The 18285-nt window shown below is 56.1% G+C and carries 18 protein-coding genes; 8 read left to right on the top strand and 10 right to left on the bottom strand.

Annotation, left to right across the window (positions count from 1 at the left end):
* Positions 1–917: 917 nt before the first annotated feature.
* From SIB58_RS13745 to SIB58_RS13725, 5 genes are all read right to left on the bottom strand, one after another.
* A complete protein-coding gene (locus tag SIB58_RS13745; RefSeq protein ID WP_066904959.1) occupies positions 918–1370 on the bottom strand; it encodes a hypothetical protein in 453 nt (150 codons plus the stop codon).
* A gap of 58 nt (positions 1371–1428) precedes the next feature.
* Positions 1429–1944, bottom strand: a complete 516-nt coding sequence (locus SIB58_RS13740) for a hypothetical protein (RefSeq protein ID WP_156486736.1) — start codon at positions 1942–1944, stop codon at positions 1429–1431.
* 348 nt (positions 1945–2292) lie between these two features.
* Entirely contained in the window at positions 2293–2988 is a 696-nt protein-coding gene (locus SIB58_RS13735) for a hypothetical protein (protein WP_156486735.1), read from the bottom strand.
* A 148-nt stretch (positions 2989–3136) separates the two neighbouring features.
* On the bottom strand, positions 3137–3334 hold the full coding sequence (locus tag SIB58_RS13730) for a hypothetical protein (protein ID WP_066904953.1): 198 nt from the start codon (positions 3332–3334) through the stop codon (positions 3137–3139).
* Between the two features lie 327 nt (positions 3335–3661).
* Positions 3662–3883: a DUF6447 family protein gene (locus SIB58_RS13725; protein WP_066905105.1), complete on the bottom strand. Its 222-nt coding sequence runs from the start codon at positions 3881–3883 to the stop codon at positions 3662–3664.
* 108 nt (positions 3884–3991) lie between these two features.
* Between SIB58_RS13725 and SIB58_RS13720 the strand changes: the two genes are divergently transcribed.
* Positions 3992–4273: a DUF1651 domain-containing protein gene (locus SIB58_RS13720; RefSeq protein WP_074159256.1), complete on the top strand. Its 282-nt coding sequence runs from the start codon at positions 3992–3994 to the stop codon at positions 4271–4273.
* On the opposite strand, the gene SIB58_RS13715 is transcribed toward SIB58_RS13720, so the two are convergent.
* The gene (locus tag SIB58_RS13715) at positions 4274–4780 is read right to left on the bottom strand and encodes a hypothetical protein (RefSeq protein ID WP_414494665.1); all 507 of its coding nucleotides are present in this window, start codon (positions 4778–4780) and stop codon (positions 4274–4276) included.
* 597 nt (positions 4781–5377) lie between these two features.
* Here SIB58_RS13715 and SIB58_RS13710 point away from each other — a divergent pair.
* The 3 genes from SIB58_RS13710 (at position 5378) to SIB58_RS13700 (ending at position 6825) form a co-directional block, all read left to right on the top strand.
* Positions 5378–5596: a hypothetical protein gene (locus SIB58_RS13710; RefSeq protein ID WP_067326846.1), complete on the top strand. Its 219-nt coding sequence runs from the start codon at positions 5378–5380 to the stop codon at positions 5594–5596.
* Between the two features lie 379 nt (positions 5597–5975).
* Entirely contained in the window at positions 5976–6332 is a 357-nt protein-coding gene (locus SIB58_RS13705) for a hypothetical protein (RefSeq protein ID WP_066904949.1), read from the top strand.
* Positions 6333–6369: 37 nt separating this feature from the next.
* Complete coding sequence (locus SIB58_RS13700) at positions 6370–6825, top strand: hypothetical protein (protein WP_066904947.1); 456 nt, start codon at positions 6370–6372, stop codon at positions 6823–6825.
* Between the two features lie 8 nt (positions 6826–6833).
* On the opposite strand, the gene SIB58_RS13695 is transcribed toward SIB58_RS13700, so the two are convergent.
* Genes SIB58_RS13695 through SIB58_RS13685 form a run of 3 tightly spaced genes read right to left on the bottom strand, consistent with a single transcriptional unit; the run spans position 6834 to position 12923 of the window.
* Positions 6834–7886, bottom strand: a complete 1053-nt coding sequence (locus SIB58_RS13695) for an acetate/propionate family kinase (RefSeq protein ID WP_066904945.1) — start codon at positions 7884–7886, stop codon at positions 6834–6836.
* A gap of 10 nt (positions 7887–7896) precedes the next feature.
* Positions 7897–10419, bottom strand: coding sequence for a glycogen/starch/alpha-glucan phosphorylase (locus SIB58_RS13690; RefSeq protein WP_066904943.1), 2523 nt, complete (start codon positions 10417–10419; stop codon positions 7897–7899).
* Positions 10420–10475: 56 nt separating this feature from the next.
* Complete coding sequence (locus tag SIB58_RS13685; protein ID WP_066905101.1) at positions 10476–12923, bottom strand: phosphoketolase; 2448 nt, start codon at positions 12921–12923, stop codon at positions 10476–10478.
* Between the two features lie 186 nt (positions 12924–13109).
* Here SIB58_RS13685 and SIB58_RS13680 point away from each other — a divergent pair, with 186 nt between their 5' ends.
* A complete protein-coding gene (locus SIB58_RS13680) occupies positions 13110–14504 on the top strand; it encodes a cation:proton antiporter (protein WP_082823405.1) in 1395 nt (464 codons plus the stop codon).
* Positions 14505–14530: 26 nt separating this feature from the next.
* On the opposite strand, the gene SIB58_RS13675 is transcribed toward SIB58_RS13680, so the two are convergent.
* Positions 14531–14839, bottom strand: a complete 309-nt coding sequence (locus SIB58_RS13675; protein ID WP_067326843.1) for a hypothetical protein — start codon at positions 14837–14839, stop codon at positions 14531–14533.
* A gap of 70 nt (positions 14840–14909) precedes the next feature.
* Between SIB58_RS13675 and SIB58_RS13670 the strand changes: the two genes are divergently transcribed.
* The 3 genes from SIB58_RS13670 (at position 14910) to SIB58_RS13660 (ending at position 18280) form a co-directional block, all read left to right on the top strand.
* A complete protein-coding gene (locus SIB58_RS13670; protein ID WP_066904939.1) occupies positions 14910–15842 on the top strand; it encodes an alpha/beta fold hydrolase in 933 nt (310 codons plus the stop codon).
* A 36-nt stretch (positions 15843–15878) separates the two neighbouring features.
* The gene (locus tag SIB58_RS13665; RefSeq protein ID WP_066904937.1) at positions 15879–16736 is read left to right on the top strand and encodes a galactose mutarotase; all 858 of its coding nucleotides are present in this window, start codon (positions 15879–15881) and stop codon (positions 16734–16736) included.
* 68 nt (positions 16737–16804) lie between these two features.
* The gene (locus tag SIB58_RS13660) at positions 16805–18280 is read left to right on the top strand and encodes a four-carbon acid sugar kinase family protein (protein ID WP_066905097.1); all 1476 of its coding nucleotides are present in this window, start codon (positions 16805–16807) and stop codon (positions 18278–18280) included.
* Positions 18281–18285 lie beyond the last annotated feature (5 nt).

Below are 18285 nucleotides of genomic sequence, written 5' to 3'. Positions count from 1 at the left end.
AATGGTGGTAAGTGGATCCAGGTCGATTACATCGATAACATGGGTAGAAATGATACATTCACTCTCGAATGGGACGACGGTCCCCGCATGACGTACAGATGGCAAAGTCCAGATGGGCACTTTAATGTCACAGATACGCTTGGTGGAAGGTGGGATTACACCAATCATGGCCCCGGCGGTTTTACCCTTAATAATCGTGATAACGGGAACACCATCAAATACCTCGGAACGAGGCAATGATCCGCACCACACTTATCTCTGTAGCCCTAACCCTCGGAGCCATGGCTGTAAAGGCTGAGGTCATCAATCGGCGCATTCCCTGCCAATACAACGGGGGCAAGTGGACCGAGGTCCATTACACCAATCAAAGTGACGGTGATTTCACTCTGGTATGGGATGACGGCCTACGAATGTCATACGTCTGGGATAAGCCTGGGCATGGAACTTATTCATTCATGGTCACTGACAAGTTAGGTGGAACGTGGGAGGTGGATTATGCCGGAGATCACAGCAAACCTGGAGAAAGTAATATTGGCTTCATCCTAACAAACTCTGACAACAATAATGTAATCAAGTGCCTAGGTATAAGTAGGAACGCAATGTTCACGCGACCCTAATTTGGGGAAGAAAGAACAGATCTAAAAGCGACCGCGGCCCCACAAGCCACTAATGATCAACCCTTTTAGTAATCAACGGCGCGCACCATTTAAGGGTCTAGACCAACAAGCCGCTGGATGAATTCCGTTGCTCTTCTGACCAGAAGGACACAGCGGATCCACGACCGGCGAGGAGTGAATCTACTGCCCTCGGATGTGGCCAACCCGCTCGACGTATGATTGGTGCTACGGGTGAGGGTGACCTCCCGGATCGGTCAAAAGATGGGCCGGAGATCCATCACGAAGCAGGTATTGGTTCATTTACCTTGGCCCATAACCTCCCTCAAATGCTTCGCAATCAATATTAGACGACAAATATAATACTATATTATCATTCTCTGGATTATAAAGAGCTTTCCAGTTGTTTCGGTAACCACTGCCCCAGAGGCATGCCATTAACCATAATCCACCTTGCTCGTCAATTAGCCTTGGCTTATCCTGGACGTAAAGGCTCCCAGTATGATTTTTCGATGGAAAGCCTGTAAATACAATATTAGATTGTCCCCCAGGCACAATCCTGTATGTATTGCTTCTGCCGTCAGACCAGACAATTTTATAAGCCAAAATCTTCTTAGTTGATTTTTGCTTGATTGTCTCAAAATTGCATTGAATTTTTTGTTTATTGAAGAAGCATGCATTAAATTTATTGGATACACCTTCCGCTGAGGGCGGAGCAATAAATAGGCTAAGAGCGAGAAAGACAATTGCGAGCATAATTTAAAAATCTCTCGAATTGATGAGGATTAGTTCGGAAAGGCTTTGAAGGTAACTACTAACCCATTGGCACACACTCGGAATTCTGGAATCGAATTGCATTCCCATTTCTAGGGTTGTAAAGGCTATCCATTCCTCGAGTATGTCTACCTGCTATGCAGGCATACAGCCATCTTCCTCCTTGCTCATCTTCAAATGTTGAATTTGAGGTTAACCAAACAGTGCCAAACTTTAGTTTCACTAGCTTTATTGGCTCATTTCCTGATTTCCAAGGTATTCCTGTCGAAGGATTATCAGATTTCATGAATGGCACGCTCCTGTAAGTATTGCTCTTGCCGTCTTTCCATTGAATGCGGATAACTTCTTTACCCCCATTCGAATCGCCAGTAGATTTATATGTGCATGGAATTTTTTCCTCATTAAAAAAACAATCTGAGAACCCAAGGCTTGACTCTTGTGATGAAGCAATGGAGAGACCTATGCCGATAAAAAGTGCCGCTATCGAGGGATACACCACAAAACAATTTACGTAATATTCAATTCCAATGTAAAGCTTTTTTGCACGTGCCGGCAATGATTCATGATTTTTTTATTCGTGTGTGATACGAAGCAGATTTCAACGCTGCTATTTTTATTCATGTCCCTTAACTTTGATGCAACTTATCGCCACTCGCCGCAATTCCATCCCCTAACGGATAGGTGCCCTGATGTTCAACTCCATAAGGCGACCCCACAGCAGCCATAGCGATCCACATCCCTGCGAGGAGTGAATCTGCCGCCCTCAGCATTTCCGCCACTCTCGACGCCTGACGGTGTTGCAGCGAGGAATGCTGCAACTGTTAAAGCATAGTCAGGCCTTTTTCTGAATCGATCAGAACCCAGTTTACATTTTCGATTAGTGGTGAAATAAGTATTTCGCTAGTCAAGGAAGTTGAAATGAAAAATTTACTCTTTTGGTTCCTCCAGTTGCATTATTGTCTGGACTATACCGAGTTCCATTTAATCTGTTTCCAGTTAAATTGATCTCTAAAAAGCTTCCACTAGCGCGATCTCCGCCCCAGATTTCCCCTACGTTCAGCAATCCAATAAAGTTTTCTTCGTCCCACTGATGCCCTAATTTTTCATCAAAATTGTATCTCTTCATCGGGATTCTTTTTACAAGTATAATATTGCTAAATTGGCCTGTTCCGCCACCAAAACTTCTTACGTGCAGGACGTCAATTCCACTTTTAGACTTCCCTATATATTCATAACTAAGACAACCCTTTCTTTGGTTCATGTCGTAGTTATCATTTGCCCCCCAAGGGAAGGAATAAGACGCAAAGTCCTTGCCGCCTTTTTCTAGAGTGCGCGGGCATCCAGCCTCTTTGGGATTAACGGTCATACTTCCTTTTGTCGTGCTTACATTGCATGCATTGAGGTCTAGAACTCTGTTGATATTTAGATCGTCAGGCTCATCAAGATACGGAGTAAAACTTGAGTCATAGGTAAGTGCTAAACAAAGTGGATTTATTGGCATTCCATTTGCTGTAAAATTATTATTATTAGCTTCACCGCAAGATGAGGTAGCGGCTATTCCTGCCAGCAAAGCAGTGATACATGAAAGACGTTTTGGCATAAAACTAGCAACAAATAGTAGCATTCTGATTGTAATTAATTGAGCCTCTGGTAGGACAACTCTCTAGTTTTTGGCATACACGCAAAACCTCATGTCGTGATCAATCGTCGTTGACTCGCTCAAGAAGAATATTGTATTTTTGAGCTATTTATATATCCCAATTCTTGTTGGCTTTGATAGCTTCGAATTCATGATGATTGTCTTCTTTGTCTTTGTCGATCACTTTATAACCTTTGGCGGTTAGCTCTCTGGAATACTCAGAGATACTGCGAGGTGGTGCAGAGACCTCTATTCCTGAAAAGGCCCCTGCCGCCATCAAAATTGCAATGCTGGTAAAACTTTTCATGAGGCCTTTGATGACGCTGATTATTGCCTAGCAAGAGCTTTGTGAACTGAACAGGATCATTTGATCATCGGAGCGTAATGAATGATGACGCAAGATTAAGCATTTTCAACTGGCCTCCTGGATCCAGCCAGGCTTTGAGTGTGGCGGCGCTGTAGATGAGGGTTTCTGCTGATTGTTGGTTTCAGCATTGGCAGCGTTATGGGTGCCCTGTACTTGATCGAACGACAGGCCATCGAAGACTCAGGAATGCTGGAGCGAACTGACCTGGATAGGTGATGCCTGCAGTGGCACAGGTTGGTGCCAACTGATCCGTAACCCTGCAGCGAATCAGCCGGAAACAGACTGCACATCCTTCAGTGCTTCCTGCAACTGATCCAGCATTGTCTGCCTGGCAAACATAATTACGTTCAGTTTGTCCTGGGCCATTCGCAGCTGAGTTTCAGCAATCTGCAAGCCATGCACCATTTCCTTTGCTTGGTCGCTGAGGGAGTCGATTGCGTATTGCTTGTCGCCAAGTGTGAGCAGTGGCTGCTGGGCGGAATCAGTCACGAAGCGTTTGCGTGTCGGCTGATTTTGCAGGGACCACCGCAAAGCGAAAGGTGCTGATCACCGACAGCTGACCAGCAGTGGCTGCCATGGGTCCGCCAACGCGGCGTCATGCCAAACAGGGACCGACCACTTGTTGAAAGACACCCGCCAAAACAAGGTGAGGGTTGGCTGCTGAGCACCCAGGAACAAAAGGTCTGCCGGTTCAAAAACGACATGCAGATTCAGCATGCGCAGTGGGTCGTTGTTGAAAACAGGCCATTACGCGGCGGAGGTCAGCCTGTGGTCAGAAGGATGCTGCGCCATAACGCCATCGAAGCCTGGGAAACAATGGAGAAGTCAGGCGGTTGGAAACGCTGTCAGCCCAGGTGGTGTTCATCTCGGCATCGCTGATCACCACCAACGGATAACGCGACCAACGGACGGACGGCCCGGCTCACTGGGCACCGTCACCACCGACAGCCGCTGCAGATCTCGGCGGTAATCAAAGCGGCAGAAGCCAGCACCTGTGGCGGAACAGGTCGAAAGGCTTTCGAGCGATACAGAGGCCAAGCGCCGCTCCTCAGGCGTTGGCGTTTTTTGCGGCGCAGGACGCCAGCCATTGGCGATCAGGTGGCGGTTCGCCTCCAAGATGGTCTGGCTATCACTGAGCTCCCGCTCATGCTTGAGGATTTTGGCAGCGGTGTGAGCAGGTGCCGCTTCGGCTTGTTTCGGCAAAACCGCTTCAGTTGTGAAAAACGCCGCCGCACCCAGAAGACCGCCAACAGCAGAACCGATAACAACACGCCCGAAACCTTCCATTGACTGATTGCTCCTGTTGGCACAGTCGCCGAAAGGGTGGTGAAGGCGCATCCCCCACACGAGCGAATCACTCACTGTCCAGCTAGACCCGGAGAGCACATTCAACAAAAGCCTTACGGATATTCGCCTTACATTCCGCAATGAACCGCTTAACATTTGTTCATTGGCAGAAAGCTCATGTTCGGCACCTCTGATCTCCTAGTTCTGATCCTTAGTTTCGGAGCTGCTTGCTTCACGCTCAGCCTCCTCAAAGCAGCTCGCCCCGCTCAGTAATTGGCTGACTGTCCAGGTTGAGGTGGACAGTTCGGATTAAACCTCTGCGAGAGTATTAGCGCTCCATTCGCGGCGAATGACCATAGACAGCCTCGTAATTCTTTCCATCAGTGGTTTTTCCCTGATGCTGATGGCGATCAGTTCGAAGCTCTACAGCCGCCAGATTGAAAGCTGAGAGTTCCCATAAAGAAAGGGGCATTTCTGCCCCCTCCTACCCATGAGAACTCTGTCCACTCCAAAGGGCAGGTGTTCCTCAGGCTTCTTGATTTCTAAGCAGATCCAACCAGCAGGGATGTTCTGGGGAATACAACTCAAAGAATCGAGACCGAACTCATATTCCGTCAACCGATGCCGACCGTGTGGCGCATGGTGCTGTGAATTGGGACTGAGCAAACTGCTTAGGAGTCACCACCCGGCAGCCCCATGCTCTGCGTTGAACAGTTCTGTCTCAGGGTGCTGTGGGAACTGGATCAGCTGGAGGAAGACTGGATGGGCTGCATGGCCACCGGCGATCCAGAAGCTGTGGCCCATTCCTATCGGATGCTGGGGCATCACCTGCAGATCACAGCGGATCAGTTGATTCCCATGATGGTGATCTCAGACGCCGAGATGGCCGCCGTCAACACTGCCGAACCTAGCTGATGCTAAGGCTCTTGAGATTGGGCACGCGTGCCCACTTTTGCCGTAAATCACGCCGGCAAGCTCCGGAGAGGTTGAATAAGGTTCAAGACATAGCTGGATTCTTCGGTCCCTGACAGGGGTCTTGCACGGCTTCCAAAACCGTAGGTCGTGGGTTCGAGTCCCGCCAGCCCCGTGATTCAGTATTGTCTTCCCTGCTTTAGTGATGATCCCAGGTCTGTTCCCAAGGTCATTGGATGTTGGTGGTGCGTTGGTCGATTTTGATTGTTGGTCAGACGCTATATCTGGGCTAGTGCAAACTCTTGGCGGTAGTTAACACTGCATTTAGTGGGGTAGCCATGCTCGACGCCCTCGCTAGCGTTGGTGTAGTGAATCCGGCTCCATGACCCAGCTTCACGATCTACGGCTTCAGCTTCTGGTGCAGCAGGAAAGCGAGCGCATTGCCGACTCCCAGCCCACTGAACTCGATCTGTCAGTGGTTCAGGCACGATGCCTCTGTTGGCTGGCTCTTCTTGCAGAAGCCCATGATGATCAGGCCAGTGACGCTGAGCGTCGTGGTGATACGGAGCAGGCCATGGGCTGGTTTGCCGATTCCATGCGTTTGAGGGATGTGATCCAGTTGGTCACCTCGATTGAAATCCCTCTGCCAGGTCTTACAGAGGGAGATGGTGACAACCGTTTTGACGGAGGTGGCGACAGCGACGGTGGATTTTCGTCTGAACCGCCGCTTGCAGCCTGATTGGATGTCATGATGGTCAACGAGCTTCGGGTTCCACGTGCCAGAAGAGCCCTGCCAATGTCCTGACTGTCAACGCTTTTACCGAGAGCACGACAGGTTAATTCGCGAGAATCCCACGCTTCGTCAGCAGCAGGAGCTCAGTTGGGCCGCTCTTCAGGCATTTCGAACACTCTCTGGTCGTGTGCTCGAGGATCTACAGAAGCAGCATGGTTCTCGTACCGGCGACGCACAGGTGCATGCAACTCCAGTGGGTAGTGCTGACGAGCCTACGGACGCTCTCCAGCAGGCGATGGCCGATATGGAAAACATCAATGCCCACCTCTTCTCGATCGAGGCGTTGATGGAACGCATTTTTGATGTTCGTGTGCCCGAGGAAATCGAGCAGAAATTCCGTGAGCTTGCCGGTGAGCTTGCGCCAGATCCCCTCAATGCAGATCGTTTGCGTCTGAACCGTCTGTTGCATCAGACCCCGGATTTGCCTGATCGAGGTTGACCATTCGCTTATGCCGATTGGCGTCTGCACAGCCTGGCAATCATTCCTTCTTCGTCCGCTGGAACCACAACGATCTTCAGTTGCGGCAACCATCCCAAATCATTATGAAGTTCTGAGAGCAGAGCTTTGTCGTGCTCACCGATTCCACCGGTAAGAGCCAGCACATCCACGCCTTTCAGGCTGGTCGTCATCGCTCCGATCAGCTGAAGCAGTCGGTGCCGAAACACATCAAGAGCCAGTTGAGCGCCTTCATGTCCCTGGACGGCCTGATGGCGTATCTCCTGCATGTCGTCGCTGAAACCCGATAACCCCTTGAGCCCGGCATGGTTCTGAAGTAGGTCGCTGAGCTGTGCTTGATCCCACCCCTGCCGCAGCAGCTCCAGCATCAGGCCTGGATCGATACTGCCGCTGCGGGTTGCCATCACCAGCCCCTCCAGTGGGGTAAATCCCATCGTGGTGTCAATGCAGCGGCCGCCTTGAATAGCCGCCAGAGAGGCTCCAGCTCCCAGGTGAGCGCTGATCAGGCGCAGCTGCTCTGGGTGTTGGCCTTCTACCTGCGATTGAGCGGCGACCACTTCAGCCACGTGTTGATGGTTGATGCCGTGGAAGCCGAAACGGCGCAAGCCGCGCTGCCTCAGTTCCTCTGGCAAGGCGTAGGTGCTTGCCGCAGCAGGCAGTGTGCTGTGGAAGGCGGTGTCAAAACAGGCCCACTGCGGCCTGTCGGCTGCCCAGTGCCGTGCCCATTTCAGCCCTTGCAACGCGGGTGGATTGTGCAGTGGTGCCAACGGCACCAGGCTCTCCAGCGTGACTTCAAGATCCGTCGTGATCAACGTGGGTGCAGTGAAGTGCTCACCGCCGTGAACCACGCGATGGGCAATCAGCTCGATGCGCTCCCGCAGTGGTTCCAGTTTCGGTTCCAACCAGCTCCGCAGAACCTCTGACCGATTTTCAGCAGCTGTGAGCCTGTGACCGCCACGCCAGAAAAAGGCCCCGGTGGAATCCACCAAGGCGGCCTTGAGGCTGGAGCTGCCCAGATTGATCACTAGGGCCAGATCCTTCATCCAGCAGGCCTCAGTGGATGTCGCAGGTGATCTCCACAGGCATCGCTTCCACGTTCCAGATGTCTCTGCAGTAATCGCGGATGGAGCGGTCGGAGGAGAAGAAACCGGTGCGAGCCACGTTCAGAACACTCATCCTGTTCCAGTGCATGCGATCCGTCCAGGCGCGGCTGACCGCATCCTGGGCCCGCAGATAGGCCGCGAAATCGGCCATCACGAAGAAAGGATCGTTGCCGGTGAGATTGTCCAGCAGTGGCCTGAATAGTTCGCCGTCACCATTGCTGAAATGACCCATCTCAATCAGCCGGATGGCTTCCGCCAGCTCGGGAATCGCTCCGATCACTTCACGGGGGCGGTAGCCACTTGTTTTGAGCTCCGCGATTTCCTCCACCGTCTTGCCGAACAGGAAGAAGTTTTCTGCACCCACACGATCGCGGATCTCCACATTGGCCCCGTCGAGGGTGCCGATGGTGAGGGCCCCGTTCATGGCGAATTTCATGTTGCCGGTGCCGGAGGCCTCCATGCCAGCGGTGGAGATCTGTTCTGAGAGATCTGAGGCTGGATACACCTGCTCACCCAGCTTCACGTTGTAGTCCGGCAGGAACACCACCCGCAGGCGACCATCCATGTCGGGATCTGCGTTAATGGTGTCGGCGATGCCATTGATGAAACGGATGATCAGCTTGGCCATGTAGTAGCCCGGTGCTGCCTTGCCGCCGAAGATCACCGTGCGCGGTGCCAGGCCATCAGCCTGGCCGTTCTTGATGTGCAAGTACTGAGTGATGATCTGCAACGCATTCAGGTGCTGTCGCTTGTATTCGTGGATGCGCTTGACCTGCACATCGAAGAGGCTGGAGGGATCCACCAGCACGCCGGTATTGCGGTGGATGTAGCCGGAAAGTTTCCGCTTCACCGAAAGCTTGGTGTTGCCCCACTGTTCGAGGAATCCGCGGTCGTGCTGACGTTCCTCCAGGCAGCGCAGCTGATCCATGTCGGTGATCCAGTCCGGCCCCACGTGCTCGTCCAGCAGCGCTGCGAGCTCGGGGTTGGAGAGAGCCACCCAGCGACGGGGCGTGACACCGTTGGTCACGTTGGTGAATTTGTCGGGCCAGAGCGCGGCAAATTCAGGCATCAGCTGGTTCTTGACCAGGTCGGAGTGCAGCGCAGCCACGCCGTTGACATGGTGCGCGCCGATGGTGGCCAGATGGGCCATGCGCACGGCCTTGCCGCCGTCTTCATCAATGATCGAGAGTCTGCGCTGGATGGCGTCGTTGCCCGGGTAGCGCAGGCGCACCTGCTGCAGAAAGCGGCGGTTGATCTCGTAGATCAGCTCGAGGTGGCGTGGCAGCAGGCTGCTGAACAGGTCAAGGTCCCACTTCTCCAGTGCCTCGGGCAGCAGGGTGTGGTTGGTGTAAGCCACCGAACGAGTGGTGATGTCCCAGGCCCTGTCCCATTCGAGGTGACGATCGTCGATCAGCAGCCGCATCAGTTCCGCGACGGCGATGGCGGGGTGCGTGTCGTTCAGCTGAACGGTCCAGTGCAGGGGGAAGTCCTCCACGGGCAGTCCGCGGCTGTCGAGGCTGCGCAGCATGTCCTGCAGTGAGCAGGACACGAAGAAGTGCTGCTGTTTCAGACGCAGGCGACGCCCTTCATCAGTGCCGTCGTTGGGGTAGAGCACCTTGGAAAGGGTTTCGCTTCCCACCTTCTCCTCCACGGCGCCGTAGTAATCGCCGATGTTGAAGGCATAGAAGTCGAAGCTTTCGGTGGCATCGGCTCGCCACAGGCGCAGGCGATCGCAGGTGTTGACCCGGTATCCGAGCACCGGGACGTCATGAGGTACGCCGATCGCATGCTCGGAGGGGATCCAGCGGGAGCGGTAGTTGCCCTTGTCGTCGATGTAGCTTTCCGTGCGCCCGCCGAAGCCCACGAAGCAGGCTTCATCGGGCTGGGGCAGTTCCCAGGGCCAGCCTCCCTTCAACCACTTGTCGGTGACCTCCACCTGCCAGCCGTCACGGATCAGCTGATCGAAGATGCCGAACTCGTAGCGGATGCCATAGCCCGTGGCGGGAATTTCCAGGCTGGCCAGCGATTCCATGTAGCAGGCTGCCAGACGACCCAGTCCGCCGTTGCCGAGACCTGGTTCCTCCTCGACCTCGAGAATCGGCTGCAACGACTCGACCCCGAAGCGCTTCAGGGCTTCCTCAGCTTCCTTCTGAATGCCCAGGTTGAGCAGATTGTTCGCCAGCTGCGGGCCGATCAGGAACTCAGCGGAGAGGTAGGCCACGGTTTTCTGAGGCCGGGCACGGATCGCCTCCTTGCTGGCGAGAAACCGGGTCATCAGGCGGTCACGCACCGCGTAGCTCAGTGCCATGTAGAGGTCATGGGGGCTGGCTGAAGGTGCGAGTTTGCCGAGCGTGAAGAACAGGTGCTCTGTCATGCCGTCGAACACGGCATCGGCATCGAGACCGGCCCGTTCAGGATCAACGGAGCATCCCGGTGTCGGTAATCGCAGGTCGAGGGGCTCGGAGGTGCTCATCGCGTCTGGGGAAATGAATTGAGGTTGGCCGGGATCGCACCGGTCATGCAGGAACTTCAGGATTTCCGGTCAATCGAGCAGGCGCTGTGGCCGAGGCTCCAGCGCCATTCGTTGATTTCCGGTGCGTCAATGCCGTGCTCATGGGCATAGCCAACGTGCCTGAAAATTTCATCGCGCATCTGCTCCTTCACATGGGCAGCGCGTGAACCCAGACATTGCACCCTGTCGATCACGTCGATCACGAGGTTGAAGCGATCGATCTGATTGCAGATCGCCAGTTCCAGCGGCGTGTTGATGTTCCCCTGCTCCTTGTAGCCGCGCACATGGAAATTCACGTGGTTAGGGCGGTTGTAGGTGAGACGGTGGATCAGCCAGGGATAGCCGTGGAAGTTGAAGATCACTGGCCTGTCCGGTGTGAACAGGCTCTCGAAGTCCTTATCGCTCAGTCCGTGCGGATGATTTGTCGGATCCGCCAGTGCGAACAGTTTTACGACGTTCACATAACGGATTTTCAGGAAGGGAATCTCCCTGCGCAGAATCTCGATGGCCGCCAGACATTCCTTGGTGGGGATGTCACCGGCCGAGGCCAGAACCACATCCGGTTCATCGGGTTCGGTGCCGCAGTTGTCATTGCAGGCCCATTCCCAGATTCCGGCTCCCTTGGCCACATGACGGCGGGCCTGATCCAGCGTCAGGTACTGCAGGTGTTTCTGTTTGTCTGAAACGATCAGATTGGCCACGCTTGTTTCAGTCAGCGCCTGTTCAGACACTGCCAGCAGACTGTTGGCATCGGCAGGCAGGTACACGCGGGTGATCGTTCCTTTCTTGTTGCCCGCAAGATCGATGAAGCCCGGGTCCTGGTGCGTGAAGCCGTTGTGGTCCTGGCGCCACACCGTTGAGGAGATCAGGCAGTTCCAGGCGCCGATGGGTGCTCTCCAGGCGATCTCCTCACAGTGCTCCAGCCATTTGCAGTGCTGGTTGTACATCGAGGCCACTACATGGGCGAAGGCCTCATAGGTGTGGAAGAAGCCGTTTCTGCCCGTCAGTAAGTAGCCATCCATCATGCCAACCAGCGTGTGCTCGGACAGCATCTCCACCACGGCACCGTCCTGGGAGAGCTCACTGCCGTTCAGGTCTTCGGGCAGGAAATTGGCCATCCAGGCTTTCTTGGTGGTGTCATACACCGCCTGAAGCCGGTTTGACGCGGTCTCATCAGGGCCAAATAGCCTGTATCGACCTGGGTTGTTGTTGATCAGATCGCGGATCAGTTCGCCAAGCGGGAAGGTGTTCTCCATCTCGCCGGTTCCCGGCACTTCAACCGGCACCTCGTAGTCGCGCAGATCCGGGAACAGCAGTTCCCTGCGCCGTTCGCCGCCATTGGTGTGTGGGTTGGACCCCATTCGCCTCTCCCCTCGGGGAGACAGGCTGCGGATCTCCTGACGTACCGCTCCGCTTTCATCGAACAGCTCCCAGGGCCGGTAGCTCTTCATCCATGTCTCGAGAAGGTGAAGATGGCTCTCGTTGGTTTTCACGTCAGCCACCGGCACCTGATGGGAGCGCCAGAAGTTCTCGATCTTCTTACCGTCGATCGACTCAGGCCCTGTCCAGCCTTTGGGTGAGCGCAGCACGATCATCGGCCAACGGGGACGGAAGGCCTCACCGCTTGATCGGGCCTGATCGCGAATGGCCTGAATCATCACCACCGCCTGCTCCATGGCCACAGCCATCTGCCGGTGCATGGCCATCGGCTCGGAGCCTTCCACAAAGATCGGTGTCCAGCCGTAGCCACGCAGCAGGTTCTCCAGTTCCTCCTGATCGATGCGACTGAGGATGGTGGGATTGGCGATCTTGTAGCCGTTCAGGTGCAGAACCGGCAGTACAGCACCATCCTTGATCGGGTTGAGGAATTTGTTGATGTGCCAGCTGGTGGCCAGTGGTCCGGTCTCAGCTTCGCCATCACCCACACAGGCGAGGGTGATCAAGTCTGGATTGTCGAACACCGAGCCTGCAGCATGCGACAGCACGTAGCCGAGCTCTCCTCCCTCGTGAATGGAGCCAGGCATCTCGGCGGTGCAATGGCTGCCGATGTGTCCCGGGAAGGAAAACATCTTGAAGAAGCGGCGCAGACCCTCCTCATCGAAAGACTTGTCGGGGTAGCGCTCGCCGTAACTCCCGTCGATGTATACCGGCCCTCTGGCGCCGGGAGCGCCGTGTCCCGGACCGGACATGTAGATCATGTCCAGGTCGTATTTGTTGATCAGCCTGTTGGCGTGGGTCCAGATGAAGGCTTGTCCAGGGCTTGACCCCCAGTGCCCGAGCAGGCGGTTCTTGATGTGCTCCGGACGCAGCGGTTTGCGCAGGAGCGGGTTGTCCTGCAAATAGATCATCCCCACCGCCAGATAATTTGCGGTGCGCCAGTAGGCATCGAGTTGATTCAGCTCATCATCAGCTGGCGCCTCAATGGGTCGCGTAACGGAGGGAGTTTCGATCGGTGTCGCGGTCATCAGCGACCAGTGGCGGACGGATACGCGGAAAGTAGCCAACGTCATCAACGTCTGAATGACATCGGGCACTTGGAGCTGCACTCTCAGGAGCAGCTCGCTGCCTGATGGTGTCCGTGAGCGGTCAGCCTGAGCATTGCGAAAACCCGTTTAGGGATAAGGTCCCACCGAGAGGAATCAACATTGCTGATGCTCGCTGCTGCGATGCCGCCACTACTCACGACGCTGTTGGCCGAGATCTCGCCTCACGATCTGGAGATGGCAGACACCCTGATCGGGGTGGCCCGTTTCGTGCTGATCTTTGTGGCAGCCCGCATTCTTGCGGAGGTGCTGGTGCGCCTGCAGTTGCCCACGATCCTCGGTGAGCTGCTGGCCGGCGTTCTGATCGGTGCCTCAGGACTGCACCTTCTGGTCCCTCCGGAAACCCAGGTGGAGCTTAGTCAGGGCCTCGTGAGCCTGGTGAGTGGTCTGGTGAATGTGCCTCCGGAAGCGGTTCCTGAGATCTACAGCGAAAGTTTTCCCTCGCTCGAGTCGGTGGCTGAGCTTGGTCTTTATGCGCTGTTGTTTCTCACTGGCCTGGAGAGTGAGTTGGAGGAACTGATTGCTGTCGGTGGTCAGGCCTTCACCGTGGCCGTTGTTGGGGTGGTGCTGCCCTTCGCTCTGGGCACCTGGGGACTGATGGCGATTTTCCAAGTCGATGCGATTCCGGCGATCTTTGCCGGAGCCTCGATGACCGCCACCAGCATCGGCATCACTGCCAGTGTTTTCGGTGAGCTGGGATTCCTCAAGACACGCGAAGGTCAGATCGTGATCGGCGCTGCCATTCTCGATGACATTCTCGGGATTGTGATTCTGGCCGTTGTGGTGGGCCTGGCTTCCGGCGGCTCTCTGGAGATCGGTCCGATCGTGAAGCTGGTGGCTGCTGCCGCCGTGTTCGTGGTGGCGGCCATTGGCCTCAGCCGTAGCGCTGCGCCAGCCTTCGACTGGTTGATCGACAAGCTGAAGGCCCCCGGGGAAGTGCTGGTGGGATCCTTTGTGATCCTGGCCGTCAGTTGCTTCACAGCAACAGCGATCGGCTTGGAAGCTGCCCTGGGCGCATTCGCTGCCGGTTTGATCCTGAGCAGCTCTAAGCACAACCGCGCCATTCAGGAGGCGGTTCTGCCGATTGTGACCCTGTTCGCCACGGTGTTTTTTGTGCTGGTGGGCGCCGGGATGGATCTCTCTGTAATCAATCCCTCCGATCCCTCCAGCAAAACGGCTCTGATCGTTGCCAGCTTTCTGCTAGTGGTGTCGATCATCGGCAAGATCGCCTCGGGCTGGGCTTTTGTCAGCAAGCAACCCACCCGTCGCCTGGTGGTGGGCCTGGGCATGATGCCCCGCGGTGAAGTCGGCCTGATCTTCTTGGGTCTTGGCACCAGCGCCAAGTTGCTGTCTCCTTCCCTGGAGGCGGCAATCCTGTTGATGGTGATCGGCACCACTTTCCTGGCTCCGATTCTTCTGCGTCTGGTGATCGGTGGCGACAAACCAGACGACGACGACAAGGTTGATGATGAGGTCGCCGCTGATCCGGTGGGTCTGCTCTGAGCTGATGGGCCGTTTTGGCGCGAAGTTCAGTCCTTACGCCCCAACGTCAGAAACAGACTCCAGCCGATGGTGATCAGCGCCAGGCTTGAAGCCCAGCCAGGCCCGAGAGCCCATCCCAGCAGCAGCTGAACCAGCACACCAACGGCGAGTGCCAGCAGCAGACTGCTGATCACCAAAGCCGCCTGTCGCCATGGTGCGCTCAGGGGTCCACTTTCAAGGCTCGCTTCAAAGCGGCTGAGTGGTGCGCTCAGCGGCAGATAGAGGGCAATAGCCCAGAACAGGCCACCGCTGAATGTGCTGCTCTGCAGAAGCAGGCCTGTGGTCTGATCGAGCATCGCGGCGAAATCGGCCCGGCAGGGCGCTGGCTAAAAAGGATGCTTAGCATCGCCGCCACAAGCGGAAGGTGTGGTGAGCGAGACACAGCAGCCCTGGTGGCAGTTCCAAGGTCATGACGTGCATGGTCTCTGTGTCGGACCTGAATCGGACTCGGATGCGGTTGATCTCAAGCGTCCCGCTGTACTGCTCGTGCATGGTTTTGGCGCTTCCACCGATCACTGGCGCCACAACATTCCTGTGCTGGCTAGCACCCATGAGGTCCATGCCATCGATCTGCTCGGTTTCGGCCGTAGTGCCAAGCCAGCTGGTTTGTCCTATGGCGGTGCTCTCTGGCGGGATCAGCTGGTGGCCTACGTGCGCGAACGCATCGGCCGGCCCACGGTGATCGCGGGTAATTCTCTGGGAGGTTTCGCCGCGCTTGCTGCAGGTGCTGAGTTGGGGGATGAGGCGGCCGGCGTTGTGTTGCTCAATGCAGCCGGCCCTTTCAGCGACGAACAGTCCGCGAAGCCCAAAGGCTGGTGGCCGAGCGCACGTCGCTCGATCAGCTCGGCACTGCTGAAAAATGCTGTGTTGCAGCGCTTGCTGTTTGAAAACCTCAGGCGCCCCGCCACGATTCGACGCACCCTCAATCAGGTGTACATCGATAGGACCAACGTCGATGACTGGTTGGTCGAGGCAATTCGCCGCCCCTCTCTCGATGCCGGCGCTTTCGGAGTGTTTCGCACCGTCTTTGATATTCCCCGCGGCCAGCCGCTGGATGAATTGTTCGCATGTCTGAAATCACCCTTGCTGTTGCTCTGGGGGATCCGTGACCCCTGGATCAATGCCGCCGGTCGTCGTGCCAGTTTCCAGCGTCATGCTCCTGAAGCCACCACGGAGGTGGTTCTTGAAGCCGGTCACTGTCCACATGATGAAGTCCCCGATCAGGTGAACGCGGCATTGCTGGAGTGGTTGACCACTCTTGCCGGTGAAAACAAGCAGGATCTGCAGCCTTCTCGGTAGTTTCTGGCCAATCTTGGGTGTCCCGGTCCTGTGGCCATGACCTTTCGCCAACAGTCCGCTCCCTATCCCCACTGGGAGTTTGTGCATCCCGGCAGTGGTGATCGCCTGCGAGTGGTGCCCGAGCGCGGTGGCCTGGTCACCGAGTGGTTATGCAATGGCCGCGAGATGCTCTATTTCGACCAAGAGCGCTTCGCTGACCCAGCCAAGAGCATCCGCGGAGGCATTCCAGTGTTGTTTCCGATCTGCGGCAATCTGCCCAATGATTGCCTGCCGCTCGCCAGCGGTGACTTCACCCTCAAGCAACATGGATTTGCCCGTGACCTTCCCTGGCAGATCGCATTGCTCGGTGATCAGAGTGGCGTGATGCTCACGTTGAGCGATGGTGCCGAAACCCGGAAGGCCTACCCCTTCGGATTCAGGATCGAAATGGCGATTCGACCGCTCAGTGCTGCGCTCGAGATCACCATCACCATCAGCAATACCTCCGAGTCTGAGAGTGAGCCGATGCCGTTCAGCTTCGGCCTCCATCCCTACTTCAATGTGACTGATCCCGCTCGCACGGCTGTGGAAGGTCTGCCTGGCCGTTGCTTCAATCATCTGGAGATGGCCGAAGCGCAGACGGCAAACCAGTTGAATCAGCTGGCTGAGGGGGTCGATTTCCTCACGCACGCGGCAGGACCGGTGACGCTGGTCGATGAGCAGGCAGGCACCAGGGTGCAGCTTCAGCATCAGGAACCGATGGATCTCACTGTGGTGTGGACCGACCCTCCACGAGCCATGGTCTGCCTTGAGCCCTGGACAGGCCCTCGGCAGGCCCTGATCAGCGGTGATCGCAGGCTGGAGTTGCACCCTGGCAAGAGCACCACGCTGTCCTGCCGCTACAGCGTCAGCTGACGCATGTTCATGCACACGAACAGGCTTTGGCCAAGTCCAAGTCCGATGGCCACTGGCAGAACGCTGTTGTGAGCGCGGCTCAAGCTGCAGCGGCTGAGGCTGCCCGCAAGATTGTGGTGATCGACGACGATCCCACCGGATCTCAGACGGTGCACAGTTGTCCGTTGCTGCTGCGCTGGGATGTGCAGACTCTGCGTCAGGGACTGCGTCATCCTTCTCCGCTGCTGTTCGTGTTGGCCAACACCAGGGCTCTGTCACCGGAGGCCGCAGCGGAGCGCAATCGTGAGATCGTTGCTTCGCTTGAGCAAGCTCTGGCTGCGGAGGGGATCAGTGATCAGCAGTTGCTGCTGGTCAGCAGGGGGGACTCCACCCTGCGCGGTCATGGGGTGCTTGAGCCCGCTGTTCTGGCTGAAGAGCTGGGTGACCGCTTCGGTGCGGTGCACGCCACGCTGCATGTGCCCGCTTTTCTTCCCGGTGGACGTACCACGGTGAATGGAGTCCATCTGCTGAATGGTCAACCGGTCCATACGACCGCTTTCGCTCGCGACCGCAGCTTTGGTTTCAGCACCAGTTGTCTGGACAACTGGCTGGAGGAAAAGAGTGACGGTGCCATTCCAGCTGCTTCAGTGCTGCGTTTGCAGGGAGAGCTGCTCGATCGTGCTGCTGAGCAACGCAGTGCGGATCTTTTCGCTGACGGATCAAGCGGCTTCACAGAGCTTGTGGTCTGGCTTGAGGCGCTAGATGGCAATTGTTCAGTGATCGTGGATGCCGAGAGACAGGAGCAACTGGATGCTCTTGGTGCGGCTGTGCAACAGCTGCAGGGAAGGCGTCGCTTCCTGTTTCGCTCAGCTGCGAGCCTGATCAACGGGTTGGTTGATGGCGGCTTGAGACCACTTGGTCCTCAGCCCATCAAGGCCGAGGATTTAGTGAAGCTTCGGCGCCGTGATTCAGGTGGCCAGCCTTGCCCTGGACTTGTGTTGGTGGGTTCTCACGTGCCTTTGGCCGATCAGCAGCTGGAGAGGTTGCTCAGCGAGTCACGTTGCGCCGGCCTTGAATTGCCGGTGCGGCGTATTGCGAGGGTGCTTGAGGGTGGCATCCCGGATGTGCTTCTGGCTGATCTGGAGAACGAGTGGGTGGAGTGGATGCTGGCAGTGCTGGATCGGAATCAAACTCCTGTGCTGTACACCAGCCGCGGCGAACTTTGTTTTGGTGAGGGGCCAACGGCTGACCGTCGCCGCTTGGACTTCGGTCTTGCCCTGGCTCAGCTCACCGCCCGGTTGGTGGCTGCGGTGGTCCCTCGGATTGGCTACTTGATCAGTAAGGGTGGTATCACGACCGGCTCTGTTCTGGCTGATGGACTGGGCCTGGGGACTGTTCTGCTGGAGGGCCAGTTGATGCCCGGTCTTTCGATGGTGCGTCCGATCGCTGGGCAAGGCATTGCTGGTGTGAATGCCCTTCCCGTGATCACCTTCCCCGGAAATCTTGGCGACGCAGAAACTCTTGCTAAGGCGTGGACATTGATGGAGCTTGATGAAGCGGAGTGAGCCTT

The sequence above is a fragment of the Synechococcus sp. MIT S9504 genome, assembly GCF_047497135.1.
In the GTDB taxonomy this organism is placed as follows: Bacteria; Cyanobacteriota; Cyanobacteriia; order PCC-6307; family Cyanobiaceae; genus Synechococcus_C.
The sequence above is the reverse complement of the archived record's forward strand: the minus strand, read 5'-3'. Positions and strand labels throughout refer to the sequence as shown.

What these genes read in the sequence shown, in the direction of transcription:
- SIB58_RS13745 (WP_066904959.1), bottom strand. Translation starts at nt 1,370, where the DNA reads ATGCTCGCAATTGTCTTTCTCGCTCTTAGCCTATTTATTGCTCCGCCC.
- SIB58_RS13735 (WP_156486735.1), bottom strand. Translation starts at nt 2,988, where the DNA reads ATGCCAAAACGTCTTTCATGTATCACTGCTTTGCTGGCAGGAATAGCC.
- SIB58_RS13730 (WP_066904953.1), bottom strand. Translation starts at nt 3,334, where the DNA reads ATGAAAAGTTTTACCAGCATTGCAATTTTGATGGCGGCAGGGGCCTTT.
- SIB58_RS13720 (WP_074159256.1), top strand. Translation starts at nt 3,992, where the DNA reads ATGCCAAACAGGGACCGACCACTTGTTGAAAGACACCCGCCAAAACAA.
- SIB58_RS13710 (WP_067326846.1), top strand. Translation starts at nt 5,378, where the DNA reads ATGCTCTGCGTTGAACAGTTCTGTCTCAGGGTGCTGTGGGAACTGGAT.
- SIB58_RS13705 (WP_066904949.1), top strand. Translation starts at nt 5,976, where the DNA reads ATGACCCAGCTTCACGATCTACGGCTTCAGCTTCTGGTGCAGCAGGAA.
- SIB58_RS13695 (WP_066904945.1), bottom strand. Translation starts at nt 7,886, where the DNA reads ATGAAGGATCTGGCCCTAGTGATCAATCTGGGCAGCTCCAGCCTCAAG.
- SIB58_RS13690 (WP_066904943.1), bottom strand. Translation starts at nt 10,419, where the DNA reads ATGAGCACCTCCGAGCCCCTCGACCTGCGATTACCGACACCGGGATGC.
- SIB58_RS13685 (WP_066905101.1), bottom strand. Translation starts at nt 12,923, where the DNA reads ATGACCGCGACACCGATCGAAACTCCCTCCGTTACGCGACCCATTGAG.
- SIB58_RS13680 (WP_082823405.1), top strand. Translation starts at nt 13,110, where the DNA reads ATGCTCGCTGCTGCGATGCCGCCACTACTCACGACGCTGTTGGCCGAG.
- SIB58_RS13675 (WP_067326843.1), bottom strand. Translation starts at nt 14,839, where the DNA reads ATGCTCGATCAGACCACAGGCCTGCTTCTGCAGAGCAGCACATTCAGC.
- SIB58_RS13665 (WP_066904937.1), top strand. Translation starts at nt 15,879, where the DNA reads ATGACCTTTCGCCAACAGTCCGCTCCCTATCCCCACTGGGAGTTTGTG.